The sequence below is a fragment of the Clostridium sp. AM28-20LB genome (assembly GCF_003480665.1).
Lineage (GTDB): Bacteria > Bacillota > Clostridia > Lachnospirales > Lachnospiraceae > Otoolea > Otoolea fessa.
This window is the reverse complement of record NZ_QUJN01000004.1, coordinates 130887-143456: the sequence shown is the minus strand read 5'-3', so window position 1 is coordinate 143456 and position 12570 is coordinate 130887. Positions and strand designations below refer to the sequence as shown.

The 12570-nt window shown below is 48.9% G+C and carries 13 protein-coding genes; 4 read left to right on the top strand and 9 right to left on the bottom strand.

Annotated features, from left to right (window positions below; genetic code table 11):
* Positions 1-140: 140 nt before the first annotated feature.
* Positions 141-1001, bottom strand: a complete 861-nt coding sequence (dapF, locus tag DW739_RS09915; protein WP_118742988.1) for a diaminopimelate epimerase — start codon at positions 999-1001, stop codon at positions 141-143.
* Between the two features lie 358 nt (positions 1002-1359).
* Between dapF and DW739_RS09910 the strand changes: the two genes are divergently transcribed.
* Positions 1360-2301, top strand: a complete 942-nt coding sequence (locus DW739_RS09910) for an AraC family transcriptional regulator (protein ID WP_118742987.1) — start codon at positions 1360-1362, stop codon at positions 2299-2301.
* A 13-nt stretch (positions 2302-2314) separates the two neighbouring features.
* On the opposite strand, the gene ytvI is transcribed toward DW739_RS09910, so the two are convergent.
* The 8 genes from ytvI to DW739_RS09870 form a co-directional block, all read right to left on the bottom strand.
* Complete coding sequence (gene ytvI / locus DW739_RS09905) at positions 2315-3430, bottom strand: sporulation integral membrane protein YtvI (protein ID WP_118629679.1); 1116 nt, start codon at positions 3428-3430, stop codon at positions 2315-2317.
* A 38-nt stretch (positions 3431-3468) separates the two neighbouring features.
* The gene (locus DW739_RS09900; protein WP_107001247.1) at positions 3469-4659 is read right to left on the bottom strand and encodes a pyridoxal phosphate-dependent aminotransferase; all 1191 of its coding nucleotides are present in this window, start codon (positions 4657-4659) and stop codon (positions 3469-3471) included.
* Between the two features lie 139 nt (positions 4660-4798).
* The gene (locus tag DW739_RS09895; protein ID WP_118684823.1) at positions 4799-6100 is read right to left on the bottom strand and encodes an O-antigen polymerase; all 1302 of its coding nucleotides are present in this window, start codon (positions 6098-6100) and stop codon (positions 4799-4801) included.
* Between the two features lie 53 nt (positions 6101-6153).
* A complete protein-coding gene (locus tag DW739_RS09890) occupies positions 6154-6417 on the bottom strand; it encodes an HPr family phosphocarrier protein (protein WP_107001249.1) in 264 nt (87 codons plus the stop codon).
* A gap of 43 nt (positions 6418-6460) precedes the next feature.
* Positions 6461-7837 (bottom strand): CdaR family protein, encoded by a 1377-nt coding sequence (locus tag DW739_RS09885; protein WP_107001250.1) that lies wholly within the window; start codon positions 7835-7837, stop codon positions 6461-6463.
* Positions 7815-8690, bottom strand: a complete 876-nt coding sequence (gene cdaA / locus DW739_RS09880) for a diadenylate cyclase CdaA (RefSeq protein WP_117795982.1) — start codon at positions 8688-8690, stop codon at positions 7815-7817. The genes DW739_RS09885 and cdaA overlap by 23 nt, the downstream gene beginning before the upstream one ends.
* 98 nt (positions 8691-8788) lie before the next feature.
* Positions 8789-9724, bottom strand: a complete 936-nt coding sequence (locus tag DW739_RS09875; protein ID WP_118742986.1) for an ABC transporter permease — start codon at positions 9722-9724, stop codon at positions 8789-8791.
* Complete coding sequence (locus DW739_RS09870) at positions 9721-10236, bottom strand: hypothetical protein (RefSeq protein ID WP_243023758.1); 516 nt, start codon at positions 10234-10236, stop codon at positions 9721-9723. Before DW739_RS09870 ends, DW739_RS09875 begins: the two co-directional genes overlap by 4 nt.
* A gap of 283 nt (positions 10237-10519) precedes the next feature.
* On the opposite strand from DW739_RS09870, the gene DW739_RS09865 reads away from it, so the two are divergent.
* The 3 genes from DW739_RS09865 to DW739_RS15145 are packed head-to-tail and all read left to right on the top strand — an operon-like array spanning position 10520 to position 12526.
* Positions 10520-11254, top strand: a complete 735-nt coding sequence (locus DW739_RS09865; RefSeq protein ID WP_118742985.1) for a LytTR family DNA-binding domain-containing protein — start codon at positions 10520-10522, stop codon at positions 11252-11254.
* The gene (locus DW739_RS14920; protein ID WP_182427975.1) at positions 11251-12387 is read left to right on the top strand and encodes a hypothetical protein; all 1137 of its coding nucleotides are present in this window, start codon (positions 11251-11253) and stop codon (positions 12385-12387) included. Before DW739_RS09865 ends, DW739_RS14920 begins: the two co-directional genes overlap by 4 nt.
* Positions 12380-12526, top strand: coding sequence for a GHKL domain-containing protein (locus DW739_RS15145; RefSeq protein WP_243023757.1), 147 nt, complete (start codon positions 12380-12382; stop codon positions 12524-12526). The genes DW739_RS14920 and DW739_RS15145 overlap by 8 nt, the downstream gene beginning before the upstream one ends.
* Positions 12527-12570: the final 44 nt, after the last annotated feature.

The window sequence follows — 12570 nt, the reverse complement described above, 5'->3', positions numbered from 1 at the left end:
AATTTTCCTGCCTATACAGCCCCCAAAATTTCAAGCATACGTTTATGATCGTTTTGCTGTGTGAGAATGCCCCTGTCATTCTTTTCACAATTTTTATAAATAAAATATAGCAGTCCGATATTTTTCTGTCAAATACTTTTTTATTTAATCCGCAGCTGTTCGCTCAATTCATTTCCCAACTGGATATGTCCCACATAGCCGACCTCGCCGACCATGTAAACCATGCCGTCCTCCTTGATTTCCACTTCCAGCGTGCCGCCCGGCATATGGACGTACATATGCGGATCGGCAAGTCCCAGGCGGTATGCCGCACTCGCCGCCGCGCAGGCGCAGCTTCCGGACGCCAGCGTATATCCAACGCCTCTCTCGTAGATCTCGATCTGGATATTCGTCCGATCAAGGACATTTAAAATCTGCGTATTGACCTTTTCCGGGAAATATTCGGATGTTTCCGAATGCTCGCCGATCCGGCACACCATTTCCTTCGAAATCTCATTCATCCAGATAACACAGTGCGGATTTCCCATTGAAAGACAAGTCGTGACATATGGAATCTTTCCAAATACCATCGTCTGGTTTACCATCTCCCGCCGCTCGCCGGTCACCGGAATCTCATCACTCCAGAACGTCGGATGTCCCATCGAAATTTTCACACGGGTCGCATCCTCGTTGAGATAAAAGACTGTCTCCTCGCCTCCCAGCGTTTTCCAGGAGATTGTCGTTTTCTGCACATATCCCGCGTCCCGCAGATATTTTGCAAAAATACCCATGCCGTTGCCGCTCTTCTCCGCCTCGCTGCCGTCCGCGTTGTAGATGCGTACATAAAAATCATTTTCCCCCAGATATGGACCCGCCAGAATGCCATCCGCGCCGATGCCAAAATGACGGCTACACATCTTCTTGATATTCTCCACATTCAATTCCAGATCATTCTTATTTGGATCAAACACCAGGTAATCATTTCCCATACAGTGATATTTTTCAAGCACAACCTGTTTCATCGCGATACCTCCTGCCCCTTTTAATCAATACCATAAAAATCTTTCACAATGATTTCTATTCTACTTCCGTTCTTGAAATCACTTTATCATGCATATCCATTTATGTTTTGAATATGTCTGCATTTTCATAATATTCCATCTATGCTTTCTTTAATTTTAGGAAAATATAGCAGCTTTTAATAGAAGAATTATGCTTTAAATATTGCATATAATGCTATATAATATGAACTAAGAAATGAAATGTCTGTGTTTCAAAACATATTTATCTCAGAGGAAAACAACAAACTCAATGCATTTATACAAGATATAATTTCCCGCAACAACCAACCTGCAATACACTCAAAAAAGGAGTCCCCTTATGTCAGAAAATACCACCCACGAATCCCCCGCCTACGAAAAACGCGGCTACCTCAACCACGAATTCCGCCTTTTCCACCTGCGCGGGCAGATGGATACACCGGTTGCCTACCACTATCATGATTTCCACAAAGTCCTGATCCTGTTAAATGGCGAAGCGGACTACATCGTGGAAGGCCGTTCCTACCACCTCCGCCCGCTCGACATCGTCCTCGTCGGCGCACACTGCCTGCACAAGCCGGTCGTGCCATACCACAGCCGATATGAGCGCATCATCCTCTACCTGTCGCCGAAATGTCTGGATGCATTCTCCTGTGCTGACTGTGCGCTCGACCTCTGTTTCCAGCTTGCCAGAGAACAGCAGTCCGATGTTCTGCGCCTCGGTTCCCTTACCATGACGCCGCTCTTAGAGGCGCTGTCAAGACTGGAAAATGCCTATCAGGCAGGTGGTACAAATGACAATGGCACAGACAATGCTAACTTTGAATCCCTTGGTGGCAGCAGTTATGGCTCCGGGCTTCTTCTGCGTTTATTATTCCTGGAATTTATGGTACACCTTGATCGCGCCGCCTCCGAAAACCATCGGGAATACGTTCCGACCTCCCCTTCCGGCGAAAAAATCCTGGAACTCATGCGCTACCTCTCTGAACACCCGGAAGAAGACCATACGATCGACCAGCTCGCCGCCCGCTTTTACATAAGCAAATACCACATGATGCGTCTCTTCCGCCAGGAAACCGGCTACACCATTACCGAATACCTGACCGAAAAACGCCTCCAAAACGCAAACGAGCTCCTGCGCCGGGGCACCCCCGTCACAGAAGCCTGCTATCAATCCGGATTCCGCAATTATGCTGCGTTCCTCCGGGCATATAAGAAAAAATATCGCGATACGCCGCATAATTTATCCAGATTAAATTACCAAGAGAATTTTACTATATAGAAGGAAACCTCCCCTATTCTTCCCTCCGGAATTTCTGAATCGCCTCCATCAGCATCCTGAAATTCCGGATCATCGAATCAAACGCCCCATATTTATAAAAATTGATAAAGACAAGCCCCACCGGCACCGCCAGAATCATGCCTGTCAGCCCGCGCAGCTTAAATCCCAGATACAAAAGAAACAGCGTCATCAGAGGCGGCAATCCCATCGACTCCCCGACGATCTTCGGCTGGATGATCTGACGGACGACCTGCGTCAGGATGTAGAGCAGGATAAGCCCGGTCGCATACGCATACTCCCCCGCAAACAGTTTCACAACCGCCCATGGGAACAGCACCGTTCCCGTTCCAAAGATCGGCAGAAAATCCAGAATCGCCGTCAAAAACGCCAACAGGACACCGTAGCGGACACCCAGCACCAAAAATCCTGCCGCGAGAATCAGCGCCACCACACACATGATACGGAATTGTGCCAGAAAATATCCACCAATCAGTCCCTTTGCGTCCCGTTTCATATACTCGATATAGCGGAATACAAATGCCGGAAGATGCTCTTTCAGCCACCGCATGATGGACTCCCGGTCCGCCAGAAACAGGTACGAAGACAGGATAATAATGACCATATTTACCAGAAGATTCGGAATACTCTTCGCCACATGTCCGGCGATCTGCACGGTCGGTTCCGCCGCCCGCGATACCAGTTTTCCAAACAGACCATCCAGATTATCCGAAAATGCCAGCAGCGGCGGTTGTAAATTCTGCGGAAAATATTCTGCAAGCTTGCGCCCATTCTGCAATGCATCCCCGATCTCAGCGATCACACTCTGATATATTTCCGGTGCATCCGCCAGAAAACTTCCCATTTCCCGGTAAACCAGAAGACCCGCCCCGTAAAAAAGACCGATCACAATCGCCAGCGCCGCAATAATGATCAGCATCGAGCCGTGGCGCCGCACCAGCTTCACGCGCCGTTCCAGAAACCGCACCAGCGGATTTGCTAAAAGTGCCAGAATCCATCCGACCACAAACGGCATGAAAAAATGCAGAAGTCTGGGACCTAAAAAGATGACCAGACATAAACCAAGGAGCGGAATCACAATATTCAGAATCATTCTAAAACATCGTTTCATCTCATCCTTTTCCTTTCCAAGACGATGATACAATTTCGCTATACCAGATTATAGTGTTCCGCAATCTTTCTGAATGCCGGAAGCGATCTCTCGATCTGTCCATATGATACGCAGTATGCAATGCGCACATAACCTGGGCACGCGAATGAACTTCCCGGTACTACCAGTACATTGTACTGTTTGCATACCTCGCAGAATTCCTTCTCATTCTCCACCGGAGATTTCACAAACAGGTAGAACGCGCCCTCCGGCTTGATGCAGGAAAATCCGCACTCTTTCAATCCGTTGTAAAGCAAGTTACGGTTGCGGTCGTAAGCTTCCAGATTCACATTCGCATCTACGCAGCGCTTGATGACTCTCTGCATCAGGGATGGCGCATTGACACAGCCCAGAACACGGTTCGCAATCGTTGCCGCCTGGAATACGTTTGCGCTCTCATCCATCTCAGACGGGATTACCAGATAACCGATACGCTCGCCCGGAAGGGACAGAGACTTACTGTAAGAGTAGCAAACCACTGTATTGCGGTAATATTTTGTCACATACGGTACAACCGCGCCGTCGTAAGCCAGCTCACGATACGGCTCATCGGACAGAAGCACGATCGATGTGCCAAATTCCTTCTGTTTCTTTTCCAGAATTGCTGCAATCTTCTGCAGTGTTTCCTCGGAATAAATAACGCCGGTCGGGTTGTTCGGGGTGTTGATGATCACTGCCTTGGTCTTTTCGTTGATCTTTTCCTCAAATTCAACGAGATTCGGCTGGAAATCCACCGTATTCGGAGATACAACCACCAGCTCGCCGTCATAGTTGCGGACATAGGAACCATACTCTACAAAGTATGGTGCAAAGGTAATGACCTGCTCTCCTGGATTTAACAGGGTCTTTAAAATGACATTCAAACCACTTGCCGCACCGACCGTCATCAGGATGTTGCCTGCGTGAAAGGAGGTGCCGAACCGGCGGTTTAACGACTGAGCGATCGTCTCGCGCACATCTTCATAGCCTGCGTTGGACATATATCCGTGTACAAACAGGGAATCTTCTTCCTTTACGATATCCTGAATTGCCTGATTTACCTCTGCCGGAGCCGGTACGCTCGGATTTCCAAGGCTGAAATCAAACACATTCTCACGTCCATATTTCGCCGCCAGCTTATTGCCCTCTTCAAACATCATACGGATGGCGGAGTTATTTTTCATAAGCGGTATCATTTTTTCTGAAATCATTGGCTTGCCCTCTTTTCTGTAAAACTGATCCATGCGGCAACTCTATCTGTATACAAGCAGCACTTTAACTTACTGAATTGTCGTCTTTTTGTTATTATAGCAGATTTTATTTCATTTTTATATCTTAATCCATATATTTTTACCGCCCTGCAACCTTATGCGATACCAGAAAGGCCACAACCGCTGTCACCGCGAAATAAAACCATGTGGACGGATTGCTGAACCAGGTTGTGAAAAACGATAACAGCATGTAAAGTGCAAACTGTGCGTACAGAAGATAGGTAATCGGATTCTGCACCTGGCGCATCATCCGCATCAGCAGATACGCCGCCGCTCCTAATATGGCAGAAAAGATGAACACGCCAATTATGCCGAAATCGTAGTACGCATCATAAAACATCGTCAGCGTCGTCAGCTCTTCCTTCGTCACATAATACGGAAATGCCGTCAACGACGGAACCAGAAACTTGAGTCCCGTCAGCGTCCAGAACGGTGCCAGCATCTTCATGCCCCAGCTGTGCTTCACAAGTCCCTTGACCAGACAGTCGAAATTATCGTAATTGTTTGCAATATAGATATACGGCTGCGTCACAAAAATCGGCAGGTGCCGTTTCATCTCAAAAACCGTATTCAAGTAGGCAGTATCATGGCTGCGCGCGATCGTCAGCAGAATGTAGAGCACAATCAGCCCTGCCAGCGCAAAAACAACATAAATCGGATTCAGCTGGTGTTCCATCTGTATGTAGGTAATCAATGCCAGCAGTACCGCAAACAGAAGCTGGGAGCGCGACACGCACAGAAGCGGAATCGCCACCGCCGCTGCATCTGCCAGAAGCATACATACCAGCCGTCCCCGGCTGCGACCGCCCTCGATGCAAAAATAGATCACAGAGAGCGCCGGAACCAGCACACAGGACACCGTTAGATAATGAAGCCCGGTCACATGGAAATAGGAATAAGCATGCGGAACGCCCCGGAGCAGCAGCGGAATATAGCCCATATAGACCGCCTCGATCGCGAAACAGCCTGCCGATAGCGCCGCCAGCGCCACCGCGCAGAAAAAGACGGTTCCGGCATAAGATTCCAACCCCCGGCGCTGCACCGCGCCGGAATGACCGCCCACACGGACGGACGCCTCACCGGAAAATGCTTCCAGATAATAAAAAGCCAGATAAAAGCCCGCAAACGCCGCCAAAAGTCCCAGCCACGTTCCCGCACTCCATGCCTGACTTAAATAACTAAGCTTCATACACGCCAGTCCCTGTCCACCTACAAAGGAAAGAGCGAAAATCCCCCGCAGATGCAGAAGATTTCCACTCCGGATATAGTCTGACGCATACAGATACGCCGCCGCCGCCAGAAGCCCTGCGCCGGATAAAAGATAATGGCGGCCAAGCGCCAGAAGCAGCGAAGCCGCATAGCAAACCAAATAAACGATCATAGTTTCATCCTATCTGTACGTCTGTACACATTCTTTTACCGCACCGGTTTTCCCTACTCGCCCAGCCCGTCATCAACTATTTTCAGCATCGCCGACAGAGCTTCCTCCTCGTCTTTTCCATCACAGATAAACTCGATCTCATCACCGCTCTTGATGCACGCCCCAAGCACGCTCAGGACACTCTTTGCATTGGACACGGTGCCACGGAACTGGAACTGGACAGAACAATCGAATTTTACCGCCTCATTACACAGGATTCCCGCCGGTCTCAAATGCAGACCAGTCGGGTTTTTTAATTTAATTTTTGCTTTTACCATTGTTTAACTTCTTTCTCCTCATTTGTGGATGGCATGCCATGCTTTATGCAGCATTGCCGCTCTCTGCATCCACATTTTCTTTTGCCGAGCTTGCCCCGCTCTCCCGGTTGGAACTGCTCTGGCTGCCCGTGTCTCCACGGTCACTCTCGATGCTTTCCGTCGTCTGGGCACTGGAGCTTCCATGTTCGCTGACCCGCACTGTCACAGCCGGCGCCGACAGCATCTTATACGCGTCCCCCAGCTGGAACTGCGCCGCTGCCGTGTGCTCGCCCAGTCCCATGCCTGATACATCGACCCGGATATTCATCTTCGCCGCCGACAGGCTGCTTAAATCCTCCTCAAGTCCCTGTACCTTGACTTCCATCTTCGTATCTTCGACGGTATAGCTGTAGCTGCTGTTCTTTCCGTTTAGAGTCACATCCTCCGGTTTGACCGTAAAGGTCTTCTCTATCAACTTCTCGACCTGTAGTGTCACGTTGATCGTCGTGCTATCCAGTCCCACGATCGTAAGCCCGGACGGCAGATAATCATCCAGATCGATCTCGCACTCCACATTCTTCGTCGCGCCCTGCACATTAAGGGACGGTCCCTGAATCGTGAGCGTGCTGACCGATGCCAGATCCGTCTTAAGCCCCGCCACAGACACCGACTTGATATCCGTCTTCGGACCCGTATAGCGGTATCCATCCGCCACTTCACCACTGACGTCAAAATCAAGCGGTACTTCTTTTACTTTCAGGATCTGCATCGTATAAGAGACATCTCCGCCAACCGTCTTGACAGAATCTCCCAAATCTGACAGCACATTTCCATTGGCGTCAAAATACTCCGGTGTTGCTGTTCCACCGACATCCGCCGCAGCACCGTCAATATTAAAACGGATACCCACGCTGCTGATCTGTCCGATCAGGGAGGTTGGTCCTTTAACCGTCACCTGGGATGGCACCATTGTCACCTCACCCGCCTCGTAACCCTCTGCCGCCTTGCCCTGAGGATACGCTTTCAGCGTAAATGCCTTGGTCTGCAGCGCCTCGGTCGTGATCTTGATGACCTCCGGGGACTTCACAACCGGCGTGGACTCCAGCAGTTCCTCATTGTTCACCACTTCCACTCGGATCGGGATCGCACCCGTCACATCATACATTTCCGATAAATCCGCATAGGCGTTGAAATCCGACGCCTTTACCTTATAATCATCCTTCGTCCGGATCTTGAAACTGATCGTCGCCGTTTTTTTGCCTACCACATCATAGGCAAGATCCGCCTGCTCCAGCACCTGATCGTTCGTGATCGTGACCGGAACCTCCCTCGTCGATACCTTGATCGGGTTCGCCACATTCACGACCGCCAGCCACACAAAGAAAGCACAGAACAGGGCAATCAGCTTGATCGCAAGATTATTCGTCAGCTTTTCTTTCATTTCTGCGTCTTCCCTTCCATATTCTGAAACGACCTGTGTTTTCCGTTTCCCGTTTTACCAGAACTGACAATATATCTCTCAGTTCATCTCCATCCTTGACACTCTTAAGCCGTCCGGACACAGCCACCGACACACGCCCTGTCTCTTCCGATACAACCAGCGTCACGCTATCGGTCGCCTCACTGACTCCGACTGCCGCACGGTGTCTGGTTCCCAATGCCTTGCTGATATCCATATTGTCCGAGAGCGGCAGATAACAGGTCGCCGCCGTCACACGGTTACCGCGAATCACGACCGCGCCGTCGTGCAGCGGTGTGTTGTGCTCAAAAATATTGATCAGAAGCTGGCTCGTCACGATACCATCGACCTCGATGCCCGTCCGCTCGATCTCTCCGAGCGGCGTGCCCCTCTCGATGACGATCAGGGCGCCCGTCTTGACTTTTCCCATCTCAAAACAAGCACGCACCAGCTCTGCAATCGTCTTTTCGCTGAAATCCTCATTTTTCTTCGTATCATCCGTTGAAAACAGCGTCGTCAGCACGTTCTGGCTTCCGATCTGCTCCAGTGCTTTCCGCAGCTCCGGCTGGAAAATAACGATGATCGCCGTTACCGCAATGTACGACGTCTTTTCCAGAAGCCACAGAATCGTATCCAGTTCCAGGATCGCAGCTGCCAGAAAGAATGCAAGAATAAAAATAATACCCTTCAGAAGCGTCCACGCCCGCGTATTTTTGATCCAGATCAGCATTTCATATACCAGAATTGCTATAATCGCGATCTCTATTAAATTTTTAAAGGTTATCTTCGGTACGAACGAGATCCACGAATAAATCTCCGCCAGTATCTCTGCCATTCTTTTCCCTCCCTTTCGGGCTGCGTTTCTGTTACCAGTCACGTACATATGACCCGTCACGCATTTCTTTTAACAACAAGTTTCTTTTATAAAATAGTCTATCTTCTCTTTACTTTATTGATTTCCTGTACTTTTACATCCGTCCTCGAGATCGCAATCTTTGGAACCGCTTTCACATAGTAATAATAATCGTCATCCTCAAACTGCGTGTACTCAGTCCGGCTGTAATCGACCGAAAAAACAAACAGCTGATAGATCAGCGATGCAATAACCGCACCAATCATTCCTACAATCAGCTCCGGCACGGACACCGGAACGCCAAAGCGGAAATCGCCGATAAACACAACCAGAATCTGTAAAATAAGGCCAGCTCCGATCGCGATCCCCCAGGAGTAGTTGATCGACAGTTTCTTGAGCACACAGACCGTCAGCGCCCCCAGGCAGCATGCCGCAATCATGACAAGCATCGCCGGGTTTGCCAGCATGTTTTTGATGACCTGCGCCAGCATCTGCGTGATCTCAGTCTGCTCACTGCCTGCCAGGAAGCTTCCGTTCTGCTTCACATACAGAATCACGTAGTACAGAAAAATCCCACAGCTCATCGGAATCACCGATACGAGGCTTCCAGTCAGTCCAAGAATCATCGGGACTGCAAACGGCACCTTCAGAAAAAACAAGATCGGCGTTACAATCAGGTACGCGCTGTCACCCGGCTGAAATCCGTAATACAGCAGCACCACGATCAGAAGGAACACCAAGGTAATGAGCGCCACTTCCATCGATGCTGCAAAGAGCTGTGCCAGCAAAAAAATCCCAATCAGAAACGCAATGGCTCCAAATGGGAGAAATGCACATATAATTCCCGCAAACAGCGGCACCAGACCGCCGCTCAGTTTCGGCATCAGTCCGATGTTCTGGTTAATCAGAAACACCGCCGCAAAGGCAGTTATAAAACGCAGGAATGCATTCACAAATGCACTGTATCTCGCATAGAAAGCCTTGAGTGCTTCTTTCCCTGCAAGGAGTCCTCTCATCTGCCTCTCCTCTCTCTCTCCATTTTTCTGGCGCGCCGGTGTATATCGTAGCGCTTATCCAGATGTTTCAGTTTCGCTATGTAGATCCGGTTCATCTTTTCCTCGTACTCATACCGCCCGCCATACACGATGATCGTCAGCACGACATACAGAAAAAGCCCCCCGAGGTATAAAGCTCCTCCTCGAAAAGCCAGTCCCTTCAGTTCATCCATTCCTATCGAACTCAGAACTACTTCTACATTAAATAATATCCACATTCCAAAGAGAAGTATGCTGCACAATGTATAGCTTATAAATCCCCGGAGCAGATTGCGGCTGATATAGTCGCTTTTAAAATACTGATTGACTGTTTTCATCTGGGAAGCATGCTTCTTCTCAAACAGTGCCAGTTCGGTCATTAATTTTATCTTGTCTTCGTTGAGCATACATGGTTCCTTTTTTATATATGCCGCGGCTTCCGGTTCAATACGTCCCGTTTCTGAAACCGCTGCGCCAAAAACGCATTCTTCCATAAATTATAACATAACTTTTTTCTCTTGGCGAGGGGGCGGGGGGATTTTTCATAGGTTTTTCATAAATTTGTAAGGGATTGTCAGACATCAAAAAAGAGCTCTGCCGATCACACATTTTCGCATGATCGGCAGAGCGTATCAAGTCTGTTTCATAAGATGTAAAAACTATGCCTTTTTTGCTTCTTTTTATGTTATGATACTTTTATGATATTAGGATCAAAAGGTTCGAAACATGCGTAAGCAGCCTTTTTCCAGACAATCAGAAGAAAAGAGGGATTTTGTTTTGAAAATCGCGATTGTAGATGATTTGAAATTGGATGCCGAACAGTTGTCGCATCTGATTCTTACTTATATGAAGGAGCACCGTATTCCTACGGCTGCACCAGAAATATTTCCAAATGGTGAAACATTTCTCGCCAGCTTTACCGTCGGTTCCTTCGATATTGTCTTCTTAGATATCTATATGGATGGATTGAGCGGAATGGAAACCGCCCAAAAACTCCGCGCGCTGGATGCTTCCTGCCGGATCGTTTTTGTCACTACTTCGCCGGATTTTGCGGTGGACAGTTACGATGTGAACGCGGCTTTTTATCTGCTAAAACCGGTTACGATGGAGCGCGTTTCAAAGGCGCTGGAACGATGCCATCTTTCCGCCGCCGAGGCGGAGGTTTCCGTTCTGGTTCCCTGCCAGGGAACAGAGCTTCGCTTGCCTCTGCATCAGATATCGTACACAGAATATCTGAAGCGGCGGATTCTGGTGCACATGCGGGATCGGACCCAGCATGAAATTTCCATGAATCAGCGGGATTTTTCTGCCCTGCTTTTGTCCTATCCTTGGTTTTGTGATTGCATCAAGGGGGTTTTAGTAAACCTGGAGGATGTCGATAAGCTTCTGGAAGACCGTTTTCTGATGAAAAGCGGCGCCTCCATTCCCATCAGCCGCCTGAAATACCGGGATGTCCGGGAACAATATATCCAATATTCGTACCATTTAGTCCGGGGAGGTCCGCATCTATGATTGAATTATTTTTTAATGAATTTTTGAGCACTTTTCCGTTTCATATTCTGGCATGTGTTCCATTTCACAAAAAACTCCGCCATTCTCCGTGGAAAACTTTTCTCTGGGTCTGTGGATTCGAACTGGGCTATCTGCTTCTGTTTCTGTTCCTGATTCAAAGCGGTTTGTCCAGTGTATGGGTGCAATACCTCGCGCTCCCTTGCTTTGGCGTTTTATTTAAGCTGATGGTAGACGCCGAGATCGGAATGATTTTATTTCTATATTTATTTATCATCGATTATCTGTTGGTCGTGCGTGCCGCCGCTTTCTGCATCTGTCAGGCGCTCTTCGGCTACAACTTTTTCTCCTGGGAGACCGGGCTGGTTACCTTTCTCCTCGTTTTGTGCAGTATCTATTTCATGGCAAAAGCAATGACCCGGACCGTCGAGGGGCTTTCTTCCGTATCAATCCCGTCTTTCTGGAATACAGCGTGGCTGCTCCCCGCTTCTGTGACCCTGATTCTTTTGCTTTTAACTGGAAATATCCGAAGCGGTACCATCACAGTCGCCGCACTGCTGGCGCGGTTCATGCTTTTGATCTGCATGTTTTTAATCAGTCATTTCATGATCCTGTTTATCCAACAGCTCAGGGAACAGCTGGAAGCCAATGCCCGCAGTGAGGCGATGGAACGTCTTTTGCAGATCCAGCGTGACCAGTACACAATGCTCCAGTCCCGGATCATCGAAAACCGCCGGGCGCGCCACGATTTCCGCCAGCATCTTCGGGTGATTCAGGACTGTGCCAACCGCGGCGATTTAGAGGATCTGAAGTCATACCTCGCAAACTACGAAAAACAACATCCGACTCATTCGGACCGCGTATACTGCAACAATTATGCGCTCAACGCCATTCTTTCCTTCTATGCAGATAAGGCGGAAAGCGCCGGAATCCAGTTTGACATCCACATTCAGCTGTCCGATCACCCGGTCATCCCGGAGACGAAACTGTGCGTGCTTCTCGGAAATCTGCTGGAAAATGCCCTGGACGCTTGTCAGACCGGATGTTCCGGCTCTGAAAACACGCCGCCTTTCATCCTCCACCCTGTCCATCACCACGGACAACACCAGCGCATTCAGCCCTACCTGGATGAATGAAAAACTGGTATCGACCAAACCTGCCGGAAGCGGCATCGGAACCGAATCGATCCTCATGATCGCCGAACAGTACCACGGCGATGCACGGTTTGAATGGCGGGACGGCGTATTTTATGCTTCGGTATTGCTGAACCCATAATGATACAAAAACCAGATATCCTCTTTTTATATAATATAAATTTT

Bases quoted from the DNA above. Each gene is read 5' to 3' on its own strand.
- DW739_RS14920 (WP_182427975.1), top strand. From the start codon at position 11,251: ATGATTGAATTATTTTTTAATGAATTTTTGAGCACTTTTCCGTTTCAT.
- DW739_RS09890 (WP_107001249.1), bottom strand. From the start codon at position 6,417: ATGGTAAAAGCAAAAATTAAATTAAAAAACCCGACTGGTCTGCATTTG.
- DW739_RS09875 (WP_118742986.1), bottom strand. From the start codon at position 9,724: ATGAGAGGACTCCTTGCAGGGAAAGAAGCACTCAAGGCTTTCTATGCG.
- ytvI (WP_118629679.1), bottom strand. From the start codon at position 3,430: ATGAAACGATGTTTTAGAATGATTCTGAATATTGTGATTCCGCTCCTT.
- cdaA (WP_117795982.1), bottom strand. From the start codon at position 8,690: ATGGCAGAGATACTGGCGGAGATTTATTCGTGGATCTCGTTCGTACCG.
- dapF (WP_118742988.1), bottom strand. From the start codon at position 1,001: ATGAAACAGGTTGTGCTTGAAAAATATCACTGTATGGGAAATGATTAC.
- DW739_RS09900 (WP_107001247.1), bottom strand. From the start codon at position 4,659: ATGATTTCAGAAAAAATGATACCGCTTATGAAAAATAACTCCGCCATC.
- DW739_RS09885 (WP_107001250.1), bottom strand. From the start codon at position 7,837: ATGAAAGAAAAGCTGACGAATAATCTTGCGATCAAGCTGATTGCCCTG.
- DW739_RS09870 (WP_243023758.1), bottom strand. From the start codon at position 10,236: ATGGAAGAATGCGTTTTTGGCGCAGCGGTTTCAGAAACGGGACGTATT.
- DW739_RS15145 (WP_243023757.1), top strand. From the start codon at position 12,380: ATGAATGAAAAACTGGTATCGACCAAACCTGCCGGAAGCGGCATCGGA.
- DW739_RS09910 (WP_118742987.1), top strand. From the start codon at position 1,360: ATGTCAGAAAATACCACCCACGAATCCCCCGCCTACGAAAAACGCGGC.
- DW739_RS09895 (WP_118684823.1), bottom strand. From the start codon at position 6,100: ATGATCGTTTATTTGGTTTGCTATGCGGCTTCGCTGCTTCTGGCGCTT.